Genomic DNA, 24,201 nt, shown 5'->3' on the forward strand with positions numbered 1-24,201 from the left:
GAGAAGGGCGTTCGTACCGGTCATGAGATGTGCCGGGTCATGCAATGTGCCGGGTCATGAGATGTGTGCGGGTCATGAGAGAGGACGTCGTACGCGCCCGTACGGTCACACCGCACGACGTCCGTACAGTCGTACGACCGACACCCCCCTCAGCGGCCCTGGTAGCGGGCCGCCGAGGAACGGATCGTGCCGAGCTTGTCGTACAGCAGCTTTCCCGGGCACTCCGTGCTGTACCCGTCGCGATGCCCCGAGACCACTTTCAACCGCGCGTTCTGCCCCGCCGGGAAGCGGTTGCCGCCCGCGGACTTGAGGTACGTCGTGCCGCGCGGATCCATGCCGTACAGGCCGAGCTTCCACGCGGCGAGCTTGGCGACGGCGTTCACCATGGCGGCCGGGGGCGCGCTGTTCTCGAAGCCACCGATGGCGGCGATCCCTGTGCTGTCGCTGTTGAACCCCATGGTGTGGGCGCCCAGGACGGCCTTGTCCACCCCGCCCGCGCGGCCTTCGTAGATGGTGCCGCACTTGTCGACGAGGAAGTTGTAGCCGATGTCCCGCCAGCCGCTGCTCACGACGTGGTAGCGGTAGATACCGCGGATGACCGAAGGCGCCTGGGAGCACTTGTAGCCGTTGCCCGTCGCCGTGTGGTGCACGAAGGCGACCTTCACCTTGCCGGTGTAGCCGAAGCCGGACTCCCGTAGGTTCTCGTCCGCGCCCCAGCCGCGCCGCGTGACGATCTTCGGGCGCGACGTGGTGTGGGGGCCCGCGCGTTGGCCGGGCGCCGCGTCCGCCGCTTCCGGTACGGCGGACGTGGCGGGGTTCGCTCGTGAGCCGGCTAAGCCCGAGCCTTCGGAGTCGCCTGCCTCGGCGGCGTCCCCCGCCTGCCGCGGGGTGTCCGCGGCCGGGTCCGCGCCGGGGTCGATCAGTTCGGCCTGCAGCCCGTCGGGGAGCGCGGGCGTACGGGTCTGGCCCTTGGCGGCCTTGTCCGCGCGCACCCGTACCTCGACGCCGTCCGAGTCGCCGACCCACAGCGGGGCCGTCGCTCCGCGCAGCCGGCTCGAACGGCCCTCCGCGCTCTGCGGGTCGGGGCCGTGGCCCTGGCCGTGCGCCTCCAGCTCCTGCCAGCCGGACCACCGGGAGGTGCCGCTCTCCCGCGTGCGGACCTGGGCGCGGCCGTGCAGTTCGGCGCTCGGGTCCTTCCAGACGATGCCGATCATCGAGAAGGGGTGCACGGCCTGGGGGGACAGCCCCCATTCGGGCAGCGTGCCGGGGGTGCGGGGGCGGTCGAGGGGGACGAGGCGGAGGGACTGGGTACTGCCGGCGGCCGACCGGTCGGCCGGGGTGGGCACCGCCACCGTGGCCGGTCGGGCCGCTGCGGCCGGGAGGGCGAGCGAGAGGGCCAGTACCGTCGTGCTCGCGACGCCGATCGAGGAAGCAAGGTATCTGCGCATGCCCCTCATCTTGGACATAGTCAGACATGTGTGTCCATTCAGGAATTGACGGTTCATCGGGTCCGCTACGCCGAACCGGTGGCCCTCCGCTCCTCACCGTTGCGCCGAACCGGTGGCCCACCGCTCCCCGCCACCGCGCCCGAACCGGTGGCGCCCGCTTCCCCGGCCGGTCCGCCCGGCGCAGGCGCCCCGCGTACGCTTGCGCGGGTGAACGCCACCGACCGCACCCCTGCCGACCTGCTGCGATCCGCGCTCGCCGCGGACCCCGCACGCCCCTTGGTGACCTTCTACGACGACGCCACGGGCGAACGCGTCGAACTCTCCGTCGCCACCTTCGCCAACTGGGTGGCCAAGACCGCCAACCTCCTTCAGGGTGATCTCGCCGCCGGGCCCGGCGACCGGGTCGCGCTGCTGCTGCCCGCGCACTGGCAGACGGCGGTATGGCTGCTCGCGTGCGCGTCCGTGGGCGTCGTCGCCGATGTCGGCGGTGACGCGGGCGCGGCCGACGTCGTCGTCAGCGGACCCGACGCGCTCGACGTGGCGCGCGCCTGTTCCGGGGAGCGCGTCGCCCTCGCGCTGCGCCCGCTCGGTGGCCGGTTCCCCAAGACCCCGGACGGGTTCATGGACTACGCGGTCGAGGTGCCGGGGCAGGGCGACCGCTTCCAGGCGTACGCGCCGGTCGACCCGGAGGAGCCCGCCCTGATCGTCGCCGGGGCCGCGTACACGGGCGCCGAGGTCGTGGAGCGGGCCCGCGCGGACGCCCCCGCGCTCGGTCTGACGGGCCCCGGCTCGCGTCTGCTGTCCGGGCTGTCGTACGACACCTGGGAGGGGCTGAGCGCCGGGCTGTACGCGCCGCTCGCGACCGGTGGGTCCGTGGTGCTCTGCCGTCATCTGGACCGGTCGGACGAGGCCGCGGTGGCCCAGCGGATCGAGAGCGAACGCGTGACCGCGACGGCTCGCTGAGCACCGCCGCCCGGTAGCCCCCTGACGGGCGCACTTCGCCTCCGTTCGGACCAGCACCGGCCGCCCGGACCCGCCGCCCCGGGCCATGGTCGTAGGAGCCCGACACGCTCGTACGCCGCAGGGGGTGGACCCGGCAGTGACCACCGAAGGCACCCCACGGCCGCCGGGCGCCGCGGCCACCGGTCACGGCCCGGCCCGTCGTCGTCGGCGGTGGCACTGGGGGCGCTGGGCCGCGCTGGGGCTCGTCCTGCTCCTGGCCGGGGGCGCCGGGGCCGGATGGGTCGCGTACCGGAAGCTGGACGCGAACATCACCGCGGACGACGGCGCCGCCGCCGAACTCGCCCGGCACGAGAGGGAACGGCCGCGGGCGCTCGTACCCGGCGCGCGGACCGTCCTGCTCATCGGGTCCGACTCGCGCGCGGGCGGCGGCGACCGGTACGGCAAGGACTCCGGGACCGAGCGGTCCGACACCACGATCCTGCTGCATCTGGCGGCCGACCGGCGCGGCGCCACCGCCGTCTCCCTGCCCCGCGACCTCATGGTCGACGTGCCGGACTGCCGGACGCGCGACGGCCGTCGCAGCCGTCCGGTGTTCGCGATGTTCAACAGCGCCTTCGCGACCGGGGGTTCGGCCTGCTCCGTGCGGACCGTCGAGAAGCTGACGGACCTCCGCGTCGACCACTTCGTGGTCGTCGACTTCAACGGCTTCAAGACGCTGGTCGACGCGCTCGACGGCGTCCCGGTGTGTCTGAAGGAGCCGCTCGACGACAAGGACGCCAAGGTCAAGCTGCCCGCGGGCAAGGTGACGCTCGACGGCGAACAGGCGCTGGGCTACGTCCGGGCCCGCAAGAGCCTCGGCGACGGCAGCGACACCGAACGGATGGAACGCCAACAGCGCTTCCTCGGCGCGCTCGTCAGCAAGATGCACAGCACCAACATCCTGCTGAACCCGCTCAAGCTGTATCCGGTCCTGGACGCGGCCACCTCGTCCCTCACCACGGACCCGGGGCTGGCGAACCTGCGCCGACTCTACGGACTGCTGAACGAACTGCGGAACCTGCCCACGCGGCGCGTGCGGTTCCTGACCGTGCCGCGCAGGCCGTACGCGTACAACGCCGATCGCGACGAGTTGGTGGAACCCGCGGCACGCGAACTCTTCGAACGGCTGCGCAGGGATCAGCCCGTGGAGGTCACGCGGGAAGCCCCGAGCGGTTCTCCGTCGAAAGCGGGCGCCTCTTCTTCGAAAGCGGGCGCGGCGTTCGGAGTTCGCAACAGTGAGCAGTCGTACGGCGACACAGAGTCCCTTGCCATGCGGCCCGGCGTGCGCGGATCGACGCCCCGGCCCCCGACCGCTTTCCCCGGGAAAACGGCCGCCCCGGACGCCTGTGGGTAAAGCGCGTACCAAGCCTGGGAACGTCTGAGCTAAGAACTCTTCGAGAATTAGGGGGGATTGCCCAGTTGTAGGGGAGTGGAGTTTGTCACCGCCGTCGCTTGACGCCGAACTGGGCGGATAGTGTGAGCGATCCGGTGCCACACCCTTGATGTCCGTTCTGGGGCGCGCACTGCATGAAAGAGACCCGGGCGCCTCGAGGGGAAGGCGCCGCGTGCCCCGACGGAGGACTCAGGCAACCGTGGACGCGCAAGGCCGTGGGCGGGCGGACAACATCGACCCCGCAGACCAGTGGGTACGCAACCCGGACACCGGTGAATACGAACTGCGACTGCCTCCTTCCGCACCGCAGTCGGGAGTGCCGAAGCCGCGCCGGGGGGCGCCCGGCGGGAACGCCGAGGAAGGCACCCGTACGCAGCCGGGACCGCGACGCAGGGCTCCGGAGCAGCCGGCCCCGGACACCGTTCCGGGACCGCGCCGCCGCCGTGGTGCGCCCGAACAGCCCGCGCCGGGGCGGCGTCGGGGGCGTACGAAGCAGAAGAAGGGCAAGGCCAAGAAGATACTGCTGTGGACCAGCGGCAGTCTGGCCTTCATCCTGGTCGCGATCGTCGGCGCCGGTTACTTCTACCTCAAGCACCTCGAGGGGAACGTCACGACGGAGGACGTCGGCGACGCCGCCAAGGACAGCTTCAGCAAGGACGAAGCGTTCAACATCCTGATCATCGGTACGGACAAACGCATCGGTAAGGGCAACGAGGGCTACGGCGACAAGGGCAGCGTCGGCCACGCCGACACCAACATCCTGCTGCACGTCGCCGAGGACCGTACGAACGCGACCGCGCTGAGCATCCCGCGCGACCTGATCGTCGACGTCCCGGACTGCCCGACGATCCAGGACGACGGCAGCACCAAGGTCGTCTCCGGCACCCCGAACGTCCGCTTCAACACGAGCCTCGGCCAGGACGGCCGCGACCCGGGCTGCACGATGCGCACGGTCAAGGAGATCACCGGTATCGCCCCCGACCACTTCATGATGGTCGACTTCAACGCCGTGAAGACGCTGACCACGGCGGTCGGCGGGGTCGAGGTCTGCGTGGGCAAGGACGTCGACGACAAGGACTCGCATCTGAAGCTGTCGAAGGGAACGCACAACGTCGAGGGTGAACAGGCTCTGGCCTTCGTCCGTACCCGGCACAGCTTCGGCAACCAGGGCGACCTGGACCGCATCAAGGCGCAGCAGCAGTTCCTCGGCTCGCTGGCCCGCAAGATGACCTCCAGCGACACGCTCACGAACCCCGTCAAGCTGATGGACCTGGCGGAGGCCGCCACCAAGGCGCTCACGGTCGACAAGGGCATCGGCAAGGGGACCACGCTCAAGGACGTGGCCCTGGAGCTGAAGAAGGTGCCGCCGAAGAACATCACCTTCGTGACGGTGCCGGTGCTCGACAACCCGGCGGACGGCCCCGTGCACAAGACCGTCATCGTCGACAAGGGCAAGGCCCCGGCGGTCTTCGCCGCGATCAACGGCGATGTCTCCTTCACCGAGGTGGCGAAGAAGAAGAAGGAGAAGAAGAGCGCCGAGGCCGCCCGGCTCAAGGGGTCCCGCTCGGCCGCTGCCGACATCCGTGTCGACATCTACAACGGCGGTGCCGTCGGCGGCAGCGCCCAGGAGACGCTGAGCTGGCTCCAGGTCAACGAGGGCGTCCTCAAGTCCAGCCAGCTCGGCAACGCGAAGGACAACGTCGACAAGACGACTCTGGAGTACGCCCCCGACCAGGCCGACCAGGCGCGCAAGCTGGCGGACATCATGGGGTTGCCCGCGTCGGCGCTGAAGCCGGGCCAGAGCGAGAAGAACGCCCAGGGGCTGCCCGCGATCATCCTGACGCTCGGCAAGGACTTCAAGGGCGCCGGGGTGCCGCTGACGGCGCCGACCAAGGCGCCGGAGGTCAACAAGGCCACCGCTGACAAGGTCGAGTGCGCCACGTGAGCTAGCGCCCCTCCTCGCGTCCGAGAGGACGCAAATTCAGAAGCGCCCGGTCCAAGTGCATCCTGCCGGGCGCTTCAAACGTCCAACAGGACACGGGAGTTGTCAGGCGAGGCGCCGGACGCGCCCTCCGAAGCGCCGGACGGACCCGTTCGTCAGGCACAGGACGAACCCGTTCGTCGGGCACAGGGTGGGAGGCAGGTAGATGACGCAGAGCGGTGTGCGCCGGACAGAGAGGCGACCAGCCGTCAGACGGCCGCAGGCCGACGACCCGGACGACAGCGGCGCGCACGAGGACGCCGAGGCGGCCGGGGGCGCGGGAGCGGGCCAGGGCGGGCGGCGGAGCGGCCCGGGTCGTCGGCGCGGGCGCCGCGTGCTGCGCTGGACCGCGATGACCCTGGCGGTGCTGACCCTCGGCACCGCCGGTGCCGGATATCTCTACTACCAGCACCTCAACAGCAACATCCGCAAGGGCGAACGCAACAGCGGGGACTCCAAGGCCCAGAAGGCGACGCCGAACGCGGACGGCCAGACGCCCGTGAACATCCTGCTGCTCGGCTCCGACAGCCGTAACTCCGACGCGAACGTACGGCTGGGCGGCAGCCGGGAGAACCGCGGCAGCCCGCCGCTGGCCGACGTCGAGATGCTCGTCCACATCTCCGCGGACCGCGAGAGCGCCGCGGTGGTGAGCATCCCCCGGGACACCCGGACCGACATACCCAAGTGCACCGACCCCGAGACGGGGAAGACGTACCCCTCGACCAACACCATCATCAACGAGTCACTGGCCCGGGGTGGCGCCGGCTGCACCCTCGCCACCTGGGAGAACCTCACCGGTGTCTATATCGACCACTGGATGACGATCGACTTCGCGGGCGTGGTGAAGATGGCGGACGCCATCGGCGGCGTCGACGTCTGCGTCAAGCAGAACGTCTGGGACCGTCCGCTGCCCCTCGTGTCCGGCGGCTCGGGCCTGAAGATGAAGGCGGGCACGCACAAGGTGAAGGGCGAGCAGGCCCTGCAGTGGCTGCGCACCCGGCACGCCTGGGGCAGCGACCTGATGCGGGCCAGGGCCCAGCACATGTACCTGAACTCGATGATCCGCACGCTCAAGGACCAGAACATCTTCACGGACAGCGGGCGGCTCATGGACCTCGCCGAGGCCGCCGTGAAGTCCCTGGAGGTCTCCCAGGAGATCGGCAGCGTCAAGAAGCTGTACGACCTGAGCATGCTGCTCAAGGAGGTGCCGACCGACCGCATCACCATGACGACGATGCCCAACATCCAGGATCCGCTGGACAAGAACCACGTGGTGCCGGACGGAGCCAACGCCGAGAAGATGTGGAAGATGCTCCGCGACGACGTCGCCTTCGACGACAAGGGCGGCAAGGGCACCAAGGGAGGCAAGGGCGACAGCAAGGACACCGCGTCGGCCACGGGCAAGGAGAAGAGCCGGGACAAGGAGTCCCAGGCCCCCTCGGTCTCGACCGGCCAGCTCGGCGTGTTGGTGCAGAACGGCACCCGGACGTCCACCCAGGCCGCGATCCGCAACCGGGCGAGCGAGATCAGCCAGGAGCTGGTGCGCAAGGGCTTCGGCAGGGCAGCCGCCGACACCACGGCAGCTCCGTCCGTGGAGCAGACGGTGGTGCGCTACCCGAGCGCGGATCTGGAGGGCGACGCCCAGAGTGTCGCCGACGCGCTGGGCATTCCCCTGAGTTCGGTGAAGAGGTCGACCGACGTGTCGAGCGTCACCGTCGTCGTGGGCTCCGACTGGCCCACGGGCGCGGCCTATCCGAAGCAGTCCGCGCCGAAGGCCGGAGATCTGCCCGACAACTCCGACGCCATCAACGGCTCGGACACCAGCCAGTGCATGGACGTGTACAAGCCCTACCAGTGGTAACCGGCCGCCGGACCGGCTGACGCGCTGTACGAAGAGGGCCTGCCACGCAGTGTGGCAGGCCCTCTTCAGGTACGCCGTGAAGCGCTATGTACGTCGTGAAGCGCTCGGCTCTAGCGGACCACCGCCGGCCGTCGCGACGCGATGACCTTCTTCGCCAGTGACTTCGGGCTGGTCAGGAAGCCCCAGCCCCAGGACATGTGCATGGTCGCGAGGGCGACCGGGATCTGCAGCCGGGCCTTCAGCGGCAGGCCCTTGCCCGCCGGGACGGAACCGAGGGCGATCGCCGCGAGATAGCCGCCGGGGACCACGAAGCCCCAGGGGGTCAGCACCGCGCCCACCACGACGCCCGCCGCGATCGCGCAGACCGCGGTCGGCGGGGCGAGATAGCGCAGGTTGATGGAGCCCTCGTGGAAGCGGGCGACGACATGCCGCCAACGGCCGTAGTCCTTGTACTGCTTGGCCAGGGCCTTGACCGAGGGCCGCGGCCGGTACGACACCATCAGCTCCGGCGAGAACCAGATGAGCCCGCCCGCCTCGCGGATGCGGAAGTTCAGCTCCCAGTCCTGGGCGCGGATGAACTCCTCGTTGTAGCCGCCCTGTTGCTCCAGCGCCTCGCGCCGGAAGACACCGAGGTAGACGGTCTCCGCCGCACCGGCCTCGCCGCCCGTGTGGAACGCGGCGTTGCCGACACCGATCTTCGAGGTCATCGCGGCGGCGACCGCGTGCTCCCAGTCGTTCTCGCCCTCGGCGTGCATGATGCCGCCGACGTTCTGCGCGCCGGTCTCCTCCAGCAGCCGTACGGCGGTCGCGATGTAGTTCGGCGAGAGCATGCCGTGGCCGTCGACGCGGACCACGATCGGGTGGCGGGAGGCCTTGATCGCGGCGTTGAGCGCGGCGGGCGTGCGGCCGGTCGGGTTCGGCACCGTGTGCACTCGCGGGTCCTCACGGACCAGCTCGGCGGCGATCTCGTCGGTACGGTCCGCGGAGGGGCCGAGGGCGATCACCACCTCCATCTCGCCGTCGTACTCCTGGGCGAGGATCGCGGTGACCGCTCCGCGCAGATGCCGCTCCTCGTCGAGGACGGGCATGATCACGGATACGGCAGGGAGCTGCGCATCGGACTTGGCGTTCATAGAGAACTCACGTTACCGCGAACGGGGGACACCGATGCGCGCCACCCGGGCGCCGCCGAGGGCCACCGATCGTATGGGCCTACGGTGCTCGCGGATCCACGCCCAGCCTCGCGGAGGTCTCCCCCGTGCCTACGCCGACCCGCCCGCCCGTGCGCACCGTGCCGCTCCGCCGCTCCCCCGCCCGCCGGACGCCCGTCCGGAAGAGGTCCCGCTGGGCCGCGCGGACGGTCACGTCGTTCTCCATGCTGGTCCTCGCCGCGGCCGGTATCGGGCACGCGGTGCTCACCGGCCTTGACCAGGACATCGCCCGGGTCGACCCCTTCAAGGACATGAAGAACCGTCCCGCCGCGGGCCACGGCATGAACGTACTGCTGGTCGGCACCGACGGCCGGGACGGGATCACGGAGGAGGAGCGGCGCGCGTACCGCCTCGGCGGCACGCCCTGCAACTGCACGGACACGATCATGATCGTGCACCTCTCGGCGGACCGGGACCGGGCCACCGTCGTGAGCCTGCCGCGCGACTCCTACACCCGGCTCCCGGAACACACCGACCGCACGACCGGGCAGCACCACGGCCCCCATCCGATCAGGCTGAACGCGGCGTACGCGGAGGGCGGCCCGAACCTGACCGTGCGCACGATCGAGGAGATGACCCACCTCAAGATCGACCACTATCTGGAGGTCGACTTCGTCAGCTTCATGAAGACCGTGGACGTCCTCGGCGGCGTACGGATCTGTACGCCGCAGTCAATGAAGGACGCCTACACCGGGCTCGACCTGCCCGCGGGCAGACATCTGCTCGGCGGTGGACAGGCGTTGCAGTACGTACGGTCCCGGCATATCGACGGGGCCTCGGACATGGGGCGGATGCGGCGGCAGCAGACGTTCGTGGCGGCGCTGCTGGACCGGGCGACCTCCTCGGGTGTGCTGCTGAACCCGATGAAGTTCCGGGACATGACGCAGGCCGTACTCGGGTCGGTCCGCGCCGACCTGGGCTTCGAGACGGACGACATGCTCGATCTGGGGCGGGCGATGCGGCACTTCACCCCGCGCTCGTCGGAGTTCGCGACCGTACCGATCCAGCAGGTGGACTACGAGGTCAAGGGCCTCGGCTCCACGGTGAAGTGGGACGAGGCGAAGGCGGGCGCGCTCTTCCGGGCGCTGCGCGACGACAAGCCGCTCGCCCCGCCCCGGCCGCGGGAACAGGGCCCGGCCGCGGTGCCCGTGGACGTCGACCCCCGGCAGATCCGGGTGCGGGTGGAGAACGGCACGGACGCGAAGGACGCGGGCGAGCGGTTGTCCGACGCGCTCGCGGCCACCGGGTTCCGGGTCGTGGGCCGGCCCGCCGACCTGCCGAACCACGCCGTCGGGCACACGGTGATCGTCTACGACCCCCGCTGGAACCGCTCGGCGACGGCCCTGGCGACGGCCCTGCCGGGCAGCGAACTCCGCCCGACGCCCGGCCAGGGCCCGGCACTGAAGGTGACCGTGGGCACGGACACCCCGACGGTACGCCCGGTCCACCCGGCCCAGCCGCAGGAGCAGCAACCGGTACTGACCGGGGACCAGGTGGCGTGCTCGTAGGGGGACGCCCGCAGCAGGCCGCTTACGGTCGTACTGCGGGCGCGTGACGCTTGGGGGCACGTGCCGTCCGGATCACCACGGGATGACACATCGCGCTCATGACGTCGCTGTGCCAGCCGCAAGGCGCGTACAGAACTTCTGCCCATCTTGAAGCAACCAATGGACGATGCCGGCTTTCTGACGTCTCGCGTCCTGCGATCGATGGGAGACACGAGATGAAACGGCATATGGCGAAGGGCAGTCGGCCTCGGTCGGCGGTCCCGGGCGGTCTGTCCGGCTGGGCGGCCACAGCACTTCTCCTGGCCGCGACGACGTCCTGCACCGGCTCCGCACCGGGAAACGGTGCCGTCGTCGGAAAGCCCGGCACGGCCGGAGTGGGGGATCGGCTGTTCCCAGCGCTCGGCAATGGCGGCTATGACGTGGTGCACTACGGGCTGACGCTGGATTACGTGCCCGAGACCAACCACCTGAGGGGTACGGCGGTCATCACAGCGCGCGCCACCCAGGACCTGAGCCGCTTCAACCTCGACCTATCAGGACTGCGGGTACGCACCACCACGGTGCAGGGAGCCAGGGCCCAAGCCGCTCGCTCGGGGGACGAGCTGCTCGTGACACCGGCGAAGACGGTGAGGAACCGCGAAGTCTTCAAGACAGTCGTCACCTACGACGGCATACCGCGCACGCTCAAGGACGACGGAGGCCTGGAGGGCTGGATAGAGACCGACGACGGCTCGACGGCCCTGGGCCAGCCGTCCGGCTCCATGACCTGGTTCCCGGGCAACCATCACCCGTCGGACAAGGCCACGTACGACATCACGGTCACCGTGCCCAAGGACGAGGACGGCGATCCCTACGACGTGATCAGCAACGGTGAACTGGTCACGGAGGAGGACAAGGGTGAAACGGTGACCCGGCACTGGCGCACCGAGGAGCCCATGGCCAGCTACCTCGCACACGTCTCCGTCGGCTACTTCGATATCCACAAGAGCCGGACAAGCGACGGCGTTCCCGTCTACGTCGCCATCGACCCCGACGAGGCCGAGGGCTCCGCCGATGTCGCGGACCTGGTGCCCGAGATCGTCGACTGGGCCGGCAGACGCTTCGGCCCCTACCCCTTCTCCTCGACCGGTGCCGTCGTCGACCACCTGCCCGGTCTCGACTACGCCCTGGAGACCCAGACCAAGGCGTTCTTCGGCCAGGCGCCCGAAGAGAAGCTGCTCGTGCACGAACTGGCACACCAGTGGTTCGGCAACTCCGTCACCCCGCGCAGGTGGAAGGACATATGGCTCAGCGAGGGTCTGGCCACCTACGCGGAGTGGCTCTGGGAGGAGGAGCGCGGCAACAGGAGCGCCACGGAGATATTCGGGGACTTCTACGACGGCACGGACGCCGAGAGCGAGGGCATCTGGGCGTTCCCGCCAGCGGATCCGCCCAGCGGAGGACGTGTCTTCGACCCGCCCGTCTACGGACGCGGTGCCATGGTCGTGCACAAGGTGCGCAGGGCCGTCGGCGACGAGACCTTCTTCGACATCCTTCGTACCTGGACCCGGCAGCACCGGCACGGCAATGCCGACACCCGGCAGTTCATCGCCCTGTGCGAGGACAAGTCCGGGAAGGACTTGACCGCGCTCTTCGACACCTGGCTCTTCGACAAGAAGAAGCCCTCCCGGATGTGAGGAGGGCGATCCGACGAGAGAAGGGCTCCCTTCTCTCGTCGGCATCCGGGAGTCGGCGGCCCCGGCCCCGTTGAAGACGAGGCCGAGACCGTCGTGCGTCAGTCGTCGAGGCCCTCGGCCGTGCTCTGCTCGCGGAGTTCCATGATGGCGCGCCGCCGGGCGAGGCGGTGCGTGCGGCGGATCTGCGCCTCCTGGTAGCGCCGCTTGTCCCGCTCGGTCTCCGGGACCACCTGCGGCACCGCCCGCGGCTTCCCGTCCGCGTCGACCGCGGCGAACACCAGGTACGCCGAGCCGACCTGCTGCGCGGGCGTCGACTCGTTCCAGCGCTCCGCCATCACGCGGACGCCGATCTCCATGGACGTCCGGCCCGTCCAGTTGCACTGGGCGTGCACGTGAACAAGATCACCCACGCGGACCGGGGAGAGGAACGCCATCTCGTCCATCGACGCCGTGACCGCGGGCCCGCCGGAATGACGACCCGCGACCGCCCCGGCCGCGTCGTCGACCAGCTTCATGATCACGCCACCGTGGACGGTCCCGAGCAGGTTCGTCTCGTTCGCGGTCATGATGTGGCTGAGCGTGGTCCGGGACGCGGAGGTGGGCTTCCCGGGGAGGTCATGCGCTATGCCGCCCGGAATATCTGGGTTTGGGACGGGGGGGTGGTCTGTCATGCCCTCCACCTTATGCCGGGGTCGGACCTGAGGCGTTTGTGCCGGCTTCGCAACAGCCCTGGACCGGTTTCCCCCGGCCCCTTGTAAGGTGCACCGTCGGACCCGGCACACTGTGGCGCATGAACGATTGGCCCGAGGGATCGTCCGACGACAGTCGCGGTAACCGATACGGACGCGGCAGCGGCAGCGCGCACCCCGAGGGTGCACGCGCGATGCGTCAGGTCCGGCGCACACCCGGCGGGCCGGGCGGCCCCCGTTCGGCGCCGCCGTACGGCGGGGTGCCGCAGCAGCAGCGGTATCCGAACGACGACCAGGGACGCGACTCCTACGACAGCGGCTACAACACCGGGCAGGTCTACGGCGGACCGCCGCCCGGCGGCTCCGGAGGGACGCGCCCGGCACCGAACTGGCGCCGCCGGATCAAGTGGACCGCGATCACGGTCGTCACCGTGTTCGTGGTGACGTCGGTGGCCACGTACTTCTGGGCCGACTCCAAGCTCCACCGGGACGTGGACCTCTCGAAGGTGATCGACCGGCCCGAGGGCGGCGAGGGCACCAACTACCTGATCGTCGGCTCCGACAGCCGTGACGGCATGTCGAGCGAGGACAAGAAGAAGCTGCACACCGGGTCCGCCGAGGGCAAGCGCACGGACACCATGATGATCCTGCACACCGGTGACAACGGCTCGACGCTGATATCCCTGCCGCGTGACTCGGACGTGGAGATACCGTCGTTCAAGGGCTCCTCGTCGGGCAAGCTCTACCAGGGCACCGGCCGCCATACGAAGCTGAACGCGGCGTACGCGACGGACGGCCCCGAACTCCTGGTCCGCACCGTCGAGTTCAACACCGGGCTGCGGATCGACCACTACGCGGAGATCGGCTTCGGCGGCTTCGCGAACATCGTTGACGCGGTCGGTGGCGTCGAGATGACCATCGACAAGGGCTTCAAGGACAAGTGGTCGGGCGCCGACTTCGAGGCGGGCAAGCAGACGCTGAACGGCGAGCAGGCCCTCGCCTTCGTCCGTACCCGGCACGCCTTCGCGGCGAGCGACCTGCAACGCACCAAGAACCAGCAGAAGTTCCTGTCGGCGCTGGCCCACGAGGTCGCCACCCCGTCGACCGTCCTCAACCCCTTCCGGCTCTACCCGACGATGGGCGCGGGCCTGGACTCGCTGATCGTCGACAAGGACATGAGCCTGTGGGACCTGGCCGACATGTTCTGGTCGATGAAGGGCGTCACCGGCGGTGACGGGACCTCGATGAACATGCCCATCTCGGGCTCGACCGGCGGCAATCTGGTGTGGGACAAGGCCAAGGTCAAGACGCTCGTGGACGAGTTGAAGAAGGACGAGAAGGTGACGGTGTCGGGGAACTGACCCCGGCGCCCGTACACCGCGCAGGGCCCCGCCGAGCGATCGCGTCCGGCGGGGCCCTGTCGCGTCGGTCCCTCGTGCCTCAGCAGGCGCAGAGGCAGAACGGATGGCCCGCCGGGTCCGCGTACACCCGCCAGGAGCGCGAGCGGTCCTCCGTGTCCAACGGGCGGGCGCCGAGCGCGAGGATGCCCCGCTCGGCCGCGTCCAGGTCGTCGACGGCCAGGTCCAGATGCAACTGCTGCGAGCCGTCGGAGGACGGCCAGGTCGGCGGTACGTGGCCGGGCGCGGCCTGGAACGCCAGCGTGCGGCGGCCGTCCACCGTCAGCTCGAGCCACTCACCCTCGCCCTCCACCGTGCCGCCGAGGATCTCGGCGTAGAACCCGGCGAGTGCGCGGGGATCGGGACAGTCCAGGGCGACGATGCCCAGTGCGGCGAGAGCCATGCCGTGTCTCCATCTGAGTCGAATCCGATACGGCGCCACCCGCGTTACCCATAGAACTGGGCAACTGGTAACGGTTACCCCATGCTGGCGCATGAGGGGTAACGTCGCAAGGGGGATTCCGGGAGGTCCGGGAAGTACGGGGAATTCCGAGAGGTAGCGTCACGCGCATGAGGTCGCAGAGATGAGTGACAGAGCCGCCGCGCCCGGTGGTCTCGCCCTGGTGGAGACCCTGGTCAACACCGTCGACCTGCTCTCGGGAGCGGACCGCCTGGACACCGCCGAGGGGCGCGCCGAGTTCGGCGTCACGGAAGAGGACCTGGCGGACGTACGGGCCCTGCGCGAGTCCCTGCGGGCCGCCTGCCTGGCCCACGCGGGCCATCCCCCGCATCACGAGGTGACGCCCCTCGGCGCCCTGCTGGCGCGGGCGCCGCTGTATGTGGCCGTCGACGAACGGGACGGCTCGGCGCGGCTCGCGCCCGTCGACGAGGGGCCCCTGCTCTCGCGTGTCGCCGCCGCCGTCGCCCAGGCGCTCACCGAGGGCACCTGGCAGCGTCTGAAGGCCTGTGAACTGCCTGAGTGCCACTGGGTGTACTACGACCGCAGCCCGGCCGGGAGGGGCCGCTGGTGCTCGATGTCGACGTGCGGGGCGCGGGCGAAGATGCGGCGCTACCGGGCCAAGTAGCCGTGGACGGCGGGGAGTCGGGCGCCGTTCAAGAGTGCGGGGGGCGCCGGTCCTCTCAGCCGGACCGGCGCCCTCTGCTCGCGTCCGCTTACGCGGTCGGGCGGCCCATCGCCCGGTACGTCCACCCCGCGCCGCGCCACAGCTCGGCGTCGAGCGCGTTGCGGCCGTCGAGGATCACGCGGGTGGCGGCCACCTCGCCCAGCTCCGCCGGGTCCAGCTCGCGGAACGCGCGCCACTCCGTGAGGTGCAGCACCACATCGGCGCCGCGCACGGCGTCCAGGGCCGTCGCGGCGTACCCGAGCGTCGGGAACACCTTGCGGGCGTTGTCCATGCCCTTGGGGTCGTAGACCGTGACCTGGCCGCCCTGGAGGTGGATCTGCCCGGCGACGTTCAGCGCGGGCGAGTCGCGTACGTCGTCCGAGTCGGGCTTGAACGTCGCGCCGAGGACCGCGACGCGCTTGCCGAGGAACGAGCCGCCGCCGAGCGCCTCGCGCGCCATCTCCACCATCTGGCCACGGCGGCGCATGTTGATGGAGTCGATCTCGCGCAGAAACGTCAGCGCCTGGTCGGCGCCCAGCTCGCCCGCGCGCGCCATGAAGGCGCGGATGTCCTTCGGCAGACAGCCGCCGCCGAAGCCGATCCCGGCGCGCAGGAACTTGCTGCCGATCCGGTCGTCGTGCCCTATCGCCTCCGCCAGCTTGGCCACGTCACCGCCGGCGGCCTCGCAGACCTCCGCCATCGCGTTGATGAAGGAGATCTTCGTGGCGAGGAAGGAGTTGGCGGAGGTCTTCACCAGCTCGGCGGTCGGGAAGTCGGTGATGACGAAGGGCGAGCCCTCGGCGAGCGGGGTGGCGTACACCTCGCGCAGCAGCTTCTCGGCGCGCTCGCTGCGCACCCCGACGACGACGCGGTCGGGGTGCAGCGTGTCCTGCACGGCGAAGCCCTCGCGCAGGAACTCGGGGTTCCAGGCCAGCTCGGCGTCGGCGCCCGCGGGCGCGTGCTCGGCGAGGTAGGCGGCGAGGCGGTCCGCGGAGCCCACGGGCACGGTCGACTTGCCGACGACGAGCGCCGAGGCCTTCAGATGCGGCGCGAGCGAGGCGATCGCGGCGTTGACGTACGACATGTCGCAGGCGTACTCGCCGTGCTTCTGCGGGGTGTTCACGCAGACGAAGTGGACATCGCCGAAGTCGGCCAGCTCGGCCCAGTCCAGGGTGAACCGCAGCCGCCCGGTGGCCCCTTCGAGGCCCGCGACATGCTTGCGCAGCAACTCCTCGAGGCCGGGCTCGTACATCGGGGCCTCGCCCCGCCGGAGCCGCTCGATCTTCTCCGGGACCACATCGAGCGCCAGCACCTCGAATCCCAGCTCGGCCATGGCCGCGGCGTGTGTGGCGCCGAGGTAACCAGTACCGATCACGGTGATCTTGAGGGCCATGCGTGCTCCAGAGAAGAGTCCGTCGTCAGTGCGGGCCCGAGCATAGTCGGGCCGCTGACGGGGCACGCTTCCCGCTGTCGCCAAGCTCACGTATCACTGACGTGGGCAGGCCCCTAAGATTTGGGTTACTTAACGGTAATTAGCGCCATCACTCAGTTCGTCAGAGCGTCCCTGGAGCGTGAGAGACCTTGGCCGGATCGGCTGACTTCGACCTGTACCGCCCGTCCGAGGAGCACGACATGCTCCGCGACGCCATCCGCTCGCTGGCCGAGGCGAAGATCGCGCCGCACGCCACCGCGGTGGACGAGGAGGCCCGCTTCCCGCAGGAGGCGCTGGACGCCCTCGTCGCGAACGACCTGCACGCGGTGCACGTGCCCGAGGAGTACGGCGGCGCGGGCGCCGACGCGCTCGCCACGGTCATCGTGATCGAGGAGGTGGCCCGCGCCTGCGTGTCCTCCTCCCTGATCCCGGCCGTGAACAAGCTGGGCTCCCTGCCGGTGATCCTCTCCGGCTCCGAGGAGCTGAAGAAGAAGTACCTGGGCCCGCTGGCCAAGGGCGACGCGATGTTCTCGTACTGCCTGTCCGAGCCGGACGCGGGTTCCGACGCGGCCGGTATGAAGACCAAGGCGGTCCGCGACGGCGACCACTGGATCCTCAACGGCGTCAAGCGCTGGATCACCAACGCGGGCGTCTCCGAGTACTACACGGTCATGGCGGTGACCGACCCCACCAAGCGCTCCAAGGGCATATCGGCCTTCGTCGTCGAGAAGTCGGACCCGGGCGTCTCCTTCGGCGCCCCGGAGAAGAAGCTCGGCATCAAGGGCTCGCCGACCCGTGAGGTCTACTTCGACAACGTGCGCATCCCGGCCGACCGCATGATCGGCGAGGAGGGCACGGGCTTCGCCACGGCGATGAAGACCCTGGACCACACCCGCATCACCATCGCGGCCCAGGCCCTCGGTGTCGCCCAGGGCGCCTTCGACTACGCCAAGGGCTACGTCAAGGAGCGCAAGCAGTTCGGCAAGCCGATCGCCGACTTCCAGGGCATCCAGTTCATGCTCGCCGACATGGCGATGAAGATCGAGGCCGCCCGCCAGCTCACGTACGCCGCGGCGGCCAAGTCGGAGCGCGGCGACGCCGACCTGACCTTCCAGGGCGCCGCCGCGAAGTGCTTCGCCTCGGACGTGGCGATGGAGGTCACCACGGACGCGGTCCAGCTCCTCGGCGGATACGGCTACACCCGTGACTACCCGGTGGAGCGCATGATGCGCGACGCGAAGATCACGCAGATTTATGAGGGTACGAATCAAGTCCAGCGGATCGTCATGGCCAGGAACCTCCCCTAGCTGGGTCTTTGCAGGTCAGCGGCAGTTTTGAGGGTCCAGAGGGACAGTCTTGGCTTTCTGCCCGTTGCGGCCCGATCAACCCCGTTCATGGGCGTCATGCTGGGGGAATCCTGGGCAGATCCCAGGCGGAGAACCTCCGTTGACCTGCAAAAACAGCACAGCCCCCGGCATTGTGCCGGGGGCTGTTGTCGTACGCGGATCAGGCGACCTCTGATGCCTCCGTCGGGTCGTCGGCGCCCGGCGTCAACATCGTTGCGATGGCGGCCCGGCCGCGCTGCTCGGCCCCTTCAAAGATGTAGTGGTAGTGCTCCCTCAGAACGTCCGTACTGCTGTGGCCCATCCAGTCGGCCACGTCGTTCTCAGGGACTCCCGCGTACAGCAGCCGCGACCCGTAGTAGTGCCGGAGTGAGTGCGCCTTGCAGTACTCGACCTGTCCCTTGCCCAGAGCCTCCATCCAGATCTTCGGGTAGAAGTACGACGCGTAGAGATAGCCAGTCCGCGTCACGTTGGGGAAGAGAAGCCGTTCGGGCCCCCATACGCCGTGGTTCTTGATGTGCCGCCGTAGCTCGAAGGCGACGTTCGGTGGGAGGGGGACAGAACGCCCTGGTTCACCTTCGTCACGAGCCTTGATGTGCCGACGCTGGATCGCGCTGTTCTTCCCTGACTCGGTGTCTCCGTCCTCCGCAATCTGGAAGTCGATGCGAAGCATCTCGGCCTTGAAGTCGATCTGATCGCGGGAGACCGCCATGGCCTCACCGAGCCTCAGGCCGCACCCGGCCATGAGCCACAGCATCGCGCGGTATCGCGGAGGAGCGGCATCCAGCATCGCCACAACTTCCCGCGTCGTGAGCCGCCTTGCGGTGCTCTTCTGCTCCCGGATCTCCTTGGCGCGGCTACCCGCGCCCTTGACCTTCTTGCACGGGTTCCGGCCGATGATCTCGTTGACGACAGCCCAGTCCATCATCCCGGAGAAGAACGAGAACCGCTGACGCCGTGTGCGGGCGGAGAGCTTCCGCTCCCGCTCCATCCACAAGAGCCACTGCTCAACGTCAGCGACCTTCAGAGACACGATGGAGCGGGCCTTGAAGAACGGCTCAATGGTCGTGTTGCGGATCGACCGGTACTGCTTCTTGGTGCTGTTCTCCAACTTCCTTTGATTCGTCCACTGCTCCCACACTGCCGTCACGGCCTGCTTGCCCAAGCGGTCGTCCAGGTAGGTCCCGGCGTCGAGTTCCTGCTCCTTGCGCTTGCGCTGGTCGTCAGCCCGCTTCTTGGTCTCGAACGTCTTCTGGCGTTGCTTGCCGTCCGGGTCGTACCAGAACGACGTCCACTTCTTCGGGTCGTCCTTCGACCGCGCGACCCATGCCCTTGCCACTGAAGCGGCCCCCTCCTGTTGCTGCCGACGTACGGGCCTGCCCCGCCGCCGCGCCGGTCACCCCCCGGCGCTTCAAGTTTGCCCACCATCCACCCCTGAATGTCAACACAGGGTGGAACCCCCTGGGTGTGCTAGCTTGAGGAATATGGAAGCGGATGACAGCGGGTTCGAGATCACCCAGCAGCAAGGCGCCTGGGTGGTTCGCATGTGGTGGCCCGTGGGGCCGATCAACGGCGGGCCGCAGCGGATCACCATCGAGGCCACCGAAGATGCCCCCGCCCGTGAGGTGGCACGGGGTATCTCGACCACTGTCCTCCGAAGGCTCGACACGGCCGCGGCGCTGGAACTGGCCAAACAGGCTCCCGAAGCTCAGCGGACGTTGGAGGAAGTGACAGGAAAGCTGAGTGAGATGGGAGAGGCGGCAGGGACCGTACTGGAGCACGAAGGTGTATCAGAGCGGTACTTGACCTTTCTTGTGGCCGCCTACACCGCCATGGCGGATTTCGGGGCACCTGCGCCTGTTCCATGGCTGTCCCGGCTCATCGGCCGCCGACCCGAGACGGTGAAGGATCACCTGAAGCGGGCCAGAAGAGACGGCTTCCTGACCACAGTTGCCGGTAAGGCGGGAGGAGAAATGACAGACAAGGCCAAAGCTGTACTTGAGGAAGTAGCTGAAGCAGGTAGCCACCCCGGCTGAACTCCTTAACGCCTCACACCTATTGAGCCCCCGAGGGACATCGGGGGCTTTCTTGTTTCTCGGAGGACTATGCAGCACAAGCTGATGACCGTTGACGATGTCGCCGACTACCTGCACAAGCCCCGTTCCTGGGTGTACGGGAACTGGAAGGCCGAGCAGATCCCGTTCCGTCGAGTTGGCCAAGCTCTTCGGTGCCGACCAGCCGACTTGGAAAAGTGGCTTGACCGCACGATTGATTGATTCGTTTGACGCACCTATCGAGCCCCCGAGGCAACTCGGGGGCTTTTATTTTAACCTCTAGGAGAGGCATGGCAGCGGTAGCGACGCCAGTAACGCTCGTTTGCGCGTGGTGCAAAGAGGAGTGGACTTATCACCGCCCGAAGGGGAAGCGTGGCCCCAACCCAGTGACCAACCCAGGTCACCCGCGCTGCGGGGCGAAGCGTCAGAATCAGAACCGCGCAATCCGTCGCCATCAAGAGCGACAGGGAATCCAATACGAGACGTGGAACATCCGCCCAGCCGATAGGGCGGAGAACCTGACAGTGGCGGAAGAAGCCACCCTCCGAGACTCCCTCGAACACCCTTGGTGGCGAAGCATTGGTAGCTCAGAGATGAAAGCGTCGGGCCAGGTTTACCTCTGGGATGAATGGCGAGCTGATGCCCTGGCCGAGGTGGACAGCATCGTCAGGTACTCGACCGATGAGGACCGAAAGACGGTTGAAAGCTGGTTCCAAGACAGCAGGGCGGCTAAGACGGGTGACTACCTCGGACACACAGCAAGGGAGAAGCTGGCCGTCATCGGCTCTGCGCGCCCGTGGAATGAGGTGCTGTGGCCGGGAGTGCCGTTGTGTACCAGGGGTCGGGTAGAGCATATGGAGTCTTTCGTTATGGGTGAGTGAGAGCAGCGGATAGGGCCAACATGGGGCCTGTCCGATTATTCATAGGAGTGAGAGGAGGTTTCCTCTTGAGTTGGCACTCACTGGGCGATGAGCTGCCGACGCGGACGAGAGTCCGGGCCTGTTCGAAGTCCTGAGCCGATGTGCTCGAATGCGGCTCTGCGGATACCTGCCTGTGAGACACAGCGGAACAACCGGAGAGTGGTTCTTTACCTCTGAATTTAATTGTTTGGGGGTAGGGGACCTGTCTTCTCATACGTTGTCCTGTTGTGAGTTATAGGGCCGCCTTGAACGGCCCTTCTCTTTGTTTACTTCCAGTTCCACTAGTTCTCATTCTTTCTAACTTAGGAGGTACGTCATGAGCGACAAGAACCGATTCCAGAGACCATGCTCACCGACTCTTTCGATTCCGTTCGAGCTGAGGTTGAGCGGGATTATGCGGGGAAGCTGGCCCAGGCCGAGCTTAAGGCTCACGCAGCCCAGGCCGGGATCAATCTCCCGGATGGATTCACCGATTACCTGGACGCTTCCAAGCTGCTTGGTGAAGACGGGAATCCGTCAGCCAAGGCCATGGACGAGGCCCTGGCGCCTTTCAAGCCCAACGAGCCGAAGTTCCCCCAAATTGTAGGCGCAGGACACAACCGCGGCGCCAGTTGGATTCCAGAGCGCCACCCAGTTTCTCTCGATGTTCGTAAGCGATAAATAGGAGTACATCTATGAGTCTTGCATATCAGCAGCCTGGCACTATCACCTTCATTCCGGAAATTTGGGACTCGGAGCTAATTGTTGCCTACGATCCGCTTCTTGTCTGGGCTTCCCCGCTCGTGAGCAACAACAAGTATGAGGGCACGATTCGACAGAAGGGCGACGTCGTCCACATCAACAGTCTTCTTCGGCCTACTGTGGGCGATTACACGATTGCTGACGGGATGACGGCGCAGCGGCCGGAAACCGTCGATCAGAAGCTGACTATTACCGAGGCGAAATATCTACAGGTGTTGGTAGAGGATGTGGAACGGGTTCAGCTTGCTGGGGGTCTTGACTCGCCGATCAATCAGCAGATGATCCGGGCCCTGGCTCGCGAGGCAGACACCTTCATGGGCAACATCATTGCCAGTGGGGCCACGGCCCTGCCGAACTTCGTGACGGAGGCTGGGAACATTGCTCAGAGCCTTTACGGCGCCATCCTTGACATGATGTTGGCCCTGGACTCCAGCGACATCCCAGCAGGCCGCTACGTGGTCGTCTCACCCAAGGTTAAGCGGTATCTCGTAGAGCACCCGGCGATCGCTAATGCTGCGGCTTACGGAGAGGGTGGCGTAACTGCTAACGGTGTCGTTGCTCGCCTTGCTGGATTCACAGTCTTGTCCACCACGGCCATGCCCAAGGGGGTGGACATCGTGGCAGGAAACGCGGAATTCAGTACGTATGCCAGCCAGTTCACGGGCTTTAGGTCTGGCCAGAGCCAGTCTCACCGTGCCGATTACATAGATACTCTTCATCTCTACGGCGGCAAGATCGTGCGATACCCGGAGATGGATACCAAGAAGTCCGACAGCACCTTTGATGAGTCCAAGCCGACCAAGGGAATCGTCAAGGCCGCTGTCACGTGGCCTACTGCCTAATCCTTGATTAGTTCGGGCTCCCGCCCGTAAGCGGGAGCCCGTTCTCCGTCATCAAATCCGGAGGACCCATGCCCAAAATGCGTAACCCGAACTCACCACACTCCCGACATAAGGGACTGGATGTACTGCCGAATGATCACGGCCTCCCTATTCCTGATCTTCCCTCAGTGCGGGAATGGTCGTATGCAGAACACGAGCAATGGCAGCAATGGTGGAACAGTCCTCAAGCTGCAAGGTGGGACGAGTCCTACGTCCCGACTGTGGCTGTGATGCTGACCTATTACGGCAAGATCCTTGGTGGCACAGCTACCCGTGACCATCTGACGGAATACAGGCAACTCGCTACCGCCCTCGGCCTGACCGCTGACGGAATGAAGCGGCTGGGGTGGGCATTTGAGGGGGACGAGTGAGTAGACGAGCGGCCAAGGCAGGTGCGGCAGGAGCCCACAACGGAATACACCGGGCTGGCTATGAGTGCCCCTGGTCTGAGCCGCAGTGCTCGGAATGCACGCAGGAGTTCGCCACCCATATTGGGTGGCAACTGACGGGACAAGTACAGCCCTGGGACGAAGAATTGAAGCATCAGCCGAAGAAGTGCTATGTGTGCCGTTCCGAGGCTTTGGGGATTTGATTGGCAAACGCGACCAGAGAAAGGCACCCCCGGTGGGTCCTTTCTTTTAGAAATAACATATTACCCCCATCATCTTGCCCATTTGAGTAATGCTTCATTAATTCGCTAGTTACCGTTCCGTGATAGGCGTGCGGAAGAATAGAAGTCAAGCGGGGAGTCCGTCATAGCAGCGCTTCGGATACTCGCCATAACTTCCGCTCTATCAAAGGAATGCAGCGTTATGCGTAAGACGGTGCTTGTCCCGGTTGAGTACACGTTTTGTGATGCCCATATTGCGCGTGACGGTTCTGAAGTGGAGGCCACTTCGGCGCTGACACTGGGAAAGGACACGTGGCACCTGTGCTCGGAGCATGACGTCTCGTTCAACCGCTACCTGTGCGACGCGTTGGGCGCTCCCTCCGAGAATGAGAACACGTCGACTGAGCCTCAGCCTGTGCCGGTCGCTGAGTCTGTCTCGGAGCCGGTCCCGTCCGTGATGCTGGCTGGAGAGATTCCCGGATACGACTGGGAAGACGCCAGAGAGGCTGTCAGGCGCATGGGCTATGAAGTGGTCGGCCGTGCCGACGACAGTACGGTCCTGCTGATCCTTGGTGAGGATGGCGACCGGAACGCCACCAAGCTGCGCGACGCTTCCGAGCGTGGCATCCCTGTGATGGACGTGAGGGAACCGGGACGTTTCAAGTCGGCCATTCAGGCAGGTGAGTTGGCCGGTGGTGACCCGCTTCCGGAGCCTGCCAAGGTCGACCGCGCCGAGATGAGCGAGCGAGAGCGTAACCGTGCCGTACGAGCGTGGGCACGAGAGAACGGCTACGCCCTACCTACCAAGGGCCGAATCCCGATGCACGTGCGCCACGCCTACGAACTGACGCACAGGGGAACCGCAGAGGGAAAAGCGGTCGCGGCCTGAGTGCCGCACCCACTGTGACGGCCGCTGACTGCGGCCGTCAC

Annotated in this window: 21 protein-coding genes; 15 read left to right on the forward strand and 6 right to left on the reverse strand. The window is 67.4% G+C overall.

The genetic code is table 11. The features are described 5' to 3' along the window. Positions 1–149: 149 nt before the first annotated feature. Positions 150–1,448: a peptidoglycan recognition protein family protein gene (locus ACZ60T_RS29430; RefSeq protein WP_469668665.1), complete on the reverse strand. Its 1,299-nt coding sequence runs from the start codon at positions 1,446–1,448 to the stop codon at positions 150–152. 207 nt (positions 1,449–1,655) lie between these two features. On the opposite strand from ACZ60T_RS29430, the gene ACZ60T_RS29435 reads away from it, so the two are divergent. From ACZ60T_RS29435 to ACZ60T_RS29450, 4 genes are all read left to right on the forward strand, one after another. Continuing rightward, entirely contained in the window at positions 1,656–2,411 is a 756-nt protein-coding gene (locus ACZ60T_RS29435) for a TIGR03089 family protein (RefSeq protein WP_469668666.1), read from the forward strand. An 85-nt stretch (positions 2,412–2,496) separates the two neighbouring features. Next, positions 2,497–3,804, forward strand: a complete 1,308-nt coding sequence (locus ACZ60T_RS29440) for an LCP family protein (protein WP_469668667.1) — start codon at positions 2,497–2,499, stop codon at positions 3,802–3,804. Positions 3,805–4,042: 238 nt separating this feature from the next. Further along, on the forward strand, positions 4,043–5,788 hold the full coding sequence (locus ACZ60T_RS29445) for an LCP family protein (protein ID WP_469668668.1): 1,746 nt from the start codon (positions 4,043–4,045) through the stop codon (positions 5,786–5,788). A gap of 202 nt (positions 5,789–5,990) precedes the next feature. Next, positions 5,991–7,685 carry an LCP family protein gene (locus ACZ60T_RS29450; RefSeq protein ID WP_469668669.1) on the forward strand — a complete coding sequence of 565 codons (1,695 nt, stop codon included), beginning with the start codon at positions 5,991–5,993 and terminating at the stop codon, positions 7,683–7,685. Between the two features lie 110 nt (positions 7,686–7,795). On the opposite strand, the gene ACZ60T_RS29455 is transcribed toward ACZ60T_RS29450, so the two are convergent. Then, on the reverse strand, positions 7,796–8,818 hold the full coding sequence (locus ACZ60T_RS29455; protein WP_365624090.1) for a glycosyltransferase family 2 protein: 1,023 nt from the start codon (positions 8,816–8,818) through the stop codon (positions 7,796–7,798). 125 nt (positions 8,819–8,943) lie between these two features. Between ACZ60T_RS29455 and ACZ60T_RS29460 the strand changes: the two genes are divergently transcribed. After that, positions 8,944–10,404, forward strand: a complete 1,461-nt coding sequence (locus tag ACZ60T_RS29460) for an LCP family protein (RefSeq protein ID WP_469668670.1) — start codon at positions 8,944–8,946, stop codon at positions 10,402–10,404. A 215-nt stretch (positions 10,405–10,619) separates the two neighbouring features. Continuing rightward, entirely contained in the window at positions 10,620–12,080 is a 1,461-nt protein-coding gene (locus ACZ60T_RS29465) for a M1 family metallopeptidase (protein WP_469668671.1), read from the forward strand. A gap of 98 nt (positions 12,081–12,178) precedes the next feature. On the opposite strand, the gene ACZ60T_RS29470 is transcribed toward ACZ60T_RS29465, so the two are convergent. Further along, positions 12,179–12,751 (reverse strand): acyl-CoA thioesterase, encoded by a 573-nt coding sequence (locus tag ACZ60T_RS29470; RefSeq protein WP_469668672.1) that lies wholly within the window; start codon positions 12,749–12,751, stop codon positions 12,179–12,181. A gap of 119 nt (positions 12,752–12,870) precedes the next feature. Between ACZ60T_RS29470 and ACZ60T_RS29475 the strand changes: the two genes are divergently transcribed. Beyond that, positions 12,871–14,130: an LCP family protein gene (locus ACZ60T_RS29475; protein WP_469668673.1), complete on the forward strand. Its 1,260-nt coding sequence runs from the start codon at positions 12,871–12,873 to the stop codon at positions 14,128–14,130. 79 nt (positions 14,131–14,209) lie between these two features. Here ACZ60T_RS29475 and ACZ60T_RS29480 read toward each other — a convergent pair whose 3' ends face one another. After that, entirely contained in the window at positions 14,210–14,569 is a 360-nt protein-coding gene (locus tag ACZ60T_RS29480) for a VOC family protein (RefSeq protein WP_365624099.1), read from the reverse strand. A gap of 181 nt (positions 14,570–14,750) precedes the next feature. On the opposite strand from ACZ60T_RS29480, the gene ACZ60T_RS29485 reads away from it, so the two are divergent. Further along, positions 14,751–15,251 (forward strand): CGNR zinc finger domain-containing protein, encoded by a 501-nt coding sequence (locus ACZ60T_RS29485; RefSeq protein WP_469668675.1) that lies wholly within the window; start codon positions 14,751–14,753, stop codon positions 15,249–15,251. A gap of 88 nt (positions 15,252–15,339) precedes the next feature. Here the strand turns inward: ACZ60T_RS29485 and ACZ60T_RS29490 are convergent, their stop codons facing one another. Next, a complete protein-coding gene (locus ACZ60T_RS29490) occupies positions 15,340–16,683 on the reverse strand; it encodes a UDP-glucose dehydrogenase family protein (RefSeq protein WP_469668676.1) in 1,344 nt (447 codons plus the stop codon). Positions 16,684–16,871: 188 nt separating this feature from the next. On the opposite strand from ACZ60T_RS29490, the gene ACZ60T_RS29495 reads away from it, so the two are divergent. Continuing rightward, positions 16,872–18,029, forward strand: a complete 1,158-nt coding sequence (locus tag ACZ60T_RS29495; protein ID WP_289737923.1) for an acyl-CoA dehydrogenase — start codon at positions 16,872–16,874, stop codon at positions 18,027–18,029. 199 nt (positions 18,030–18,228) lie between these two features. On the opposite strand, the gene ACZ60T_RS29500 is transcribed toward ACZ60T_RS29495, so the two are convergent. Next, entirely contained in the window at positions 18,229–19,404 is a 1,176-nt protein-coding gene (locus tag ACZ60T_RS29500; RefSeq protein ID WP_469668677.1) for a tyrosine-type recombinase/integrase, read from the reverse strand. A gap of 145 nt (positions 19,405–19,549) precedes the next feature. On the opposite strand from ACZ60T_RS29500, the gene ACZ60T_RS29505 reads away from it, so the two are divergent. From ACZ60T_RS29505 to ACZ60T_RS29530, 6 genes are all read left to right on the forward strand, one after another. Next, on the forward strand, positions 19,550–20,101 hold the full coding sequence (locus ACZ60T_RS29505; protein WP_469668678.1) for a hypothetical protein: 552 nt from the start codon (positions 19,550–19,552) through the stop codon (positions 20,099–20,101). Between the two features lie 84 nt (positions 20,102–20,185). Next, complete coding sequence (locus ACZ60T_RS29510; RefSeq protein WP_469668814.1) at positions 20,186–20,341, forward strand: helix-turn-helix domain-containing protein; 156 nt, start codon at positions 20,186–20,188, stop codon at positions 20,339–20,341. A gap of 1,043 nt (positions 20,342–21,384) precedes the next feature. Further along, on the forward strand, positions 21,385–21,699 hold the full coding sequence (locus ACZ60T_RS29515; RefSeq protein ID WP_469668680.1) for a hypothetical protein: 315 nt from the start codon (positions 21,385–21,387) through the stop codon (positions 21,697–21,699). 14 nt (positions 21,700–21,713) lie between these two features. Next, on the forward strand, positions 21,714–22,622 hold the full coding sequence (locus ACZ60T_RS29520; RefSeq protein ID WP_469668681.1) for a phage major capsid protein: 909 nt from the start codon (positions 21,714–21,716) through the stop codon (positions 22,620–22,622). Between the two features lie 68 nt (positions 22,623–22,690). Beyond that, on the forward strand, positions 22,691–23,032 hold the full coding sequence (locus tag ACZ60T_RS29525; protein WP_469668682.1) for a phage terminase small subunit: 342 nt from the start codon (positions 22,691–22,693) through the stop codon (positions 23,030–23,032). Between the two features lie 441 nt (positions 23,033–23,473). Further along, entirely contained in the window at positions 23,474–24,160 is a 687-nt protein-coding gene (locus tag ACZ60T_RS29530) for an Lsr2 family DNA-binding protein (protein ID WP_469668683.1), read from the forward strand. The last annotated feature ends 41 nt before the right edge of the window (positions 24,161–24,201 follow it).

Source organism: Streptomyces sp. NPDC104371 (assembly GCF_055583785.1).

What these genes read in the sequence shown, in the direction of transcription:
- ACZ60T_RS29430 (WP_469668665.1), bottom strand. Translation starts at nt 1,448, where the DNA reads ATGCGCAGATACCTTGCTTCCTCGATCGGCGTCGCGAGCACGACGGTA.
- ACZ60T_RS29440 (WP_469668667.1), top strand. Translation starts at nt 2,497, where the DNA reads ATGGTCGTAGGAGCCCGACACGCTCGTACGCCGCAGGGGGTGGACCCG.
- ACZ60T_RS29450 (WP_469668669.1), top strand. Translation starts at nt 5,991, where the DNA reads ATGACGCAGAGCGGTGTGCGCCGGACAGAGAGGCGACCAGCCGTCAGA.
- ACZ60T_RS29455 (WP_365624090.1), bottom strand. Translation starts at nt 8,818, where the DNA reads ATGAACGCCAAGTCCGATGCGCAGCTCCCTGCCGTATCCGTGATCATG.
- ACZ60T_RS29465 (WP_469668671.1), top strand. Translation starts at nt 10,620, where the DNA reads ATGAAACGGCATATGGCGAAGGGCAGTCGGCCTCGGTCGGCGGTCCCG.
- ACZ60T_RS29470 (WP_469668672.1), bottom strand. Translation starts at nt 12,751, where the DNA reads ATGACAGACCACCCCCCCGTCCCAAACCCAGATATTCCGGGCGGCATA.
- ACZ60T_RS29475 (WP_469668673.1), top strand. Translation starts at nt 12,871, where the DNA reads ATGAACGATTGGCCCGAGGGATCGTCCGACGACAGTCGCGGTAACCGA.
- ACZ60T_RS29480 (WP_365624099.1), bottom strand. Translation starts at nt 14,569, where the DNA reads ATGGCTCTCGCCGCACTGGGCATCGTCGCCCTGGACTGTCCCGATCCC.
- ACZ60T_RS29485 (WP_469668675.1), top strand. Translation starts at nt 14,751, where the DNA reads ATGAGTGACAGAGCCGCCGCGCCCGGTGGTCTCGCCCTGGTGGAGACC.
- ACZ60T_RS29490 (WP_469668676.1), bottom strand. Translation starts at nt 16,683, where the DNA reads ATGGCCCTCAAGATCACCGTGATCGGTACTGGTTACCTCGGCGCCACA.
- ACZ60T_RS29505 (WP_469668678.1), top strand. Translation starts at nt 19,550, where the DNA reads ATGGAAGCGGATGACAGCGGGTTCGAGATCACCCAGCAGCAAGGCGCC.
- ACZ60T_RS29510 (WP_469668814.1), top strand. Translation starts at nt 20,186, where the DNA reads ATGACCGTTGACGATGTCGCCGACTACCTGCACAAGCCCCGTTCCTGG.
- ACZ60T_RS29515 (WP_469668680.1), top strand. Translation starts at nt 21,385, where the DNA reads ATGCTCACCGACTCTTTCGATTCCGTTCGAGCTGAGGTTGAGCGGGAT.
- ACZ60T_RS29520 (WP_469668681.1), top strand. Translation starts at nt 21,714, where the DNA reads ATGAGTCTTGCATATCAGCAGCCTGGCACTATCACCTTCATTCCGGAA.
- ACZ60T_RS29525 (WP_469668682.1), top strand. Translation starts at nt 22,691, where the DNA reads ATGCCCAAAATGCGTAACCCGAACTCACCACACTCCCGACATAAGGGA.
- ACZ60T_RS29530 (WP_469668683.1), top strand. Translation starts at nt 23,474, where the DNA reads ATGCGTAAGACGGTGCTTGTCCCGGTTGAGTACACGTTTTGTGATGCC.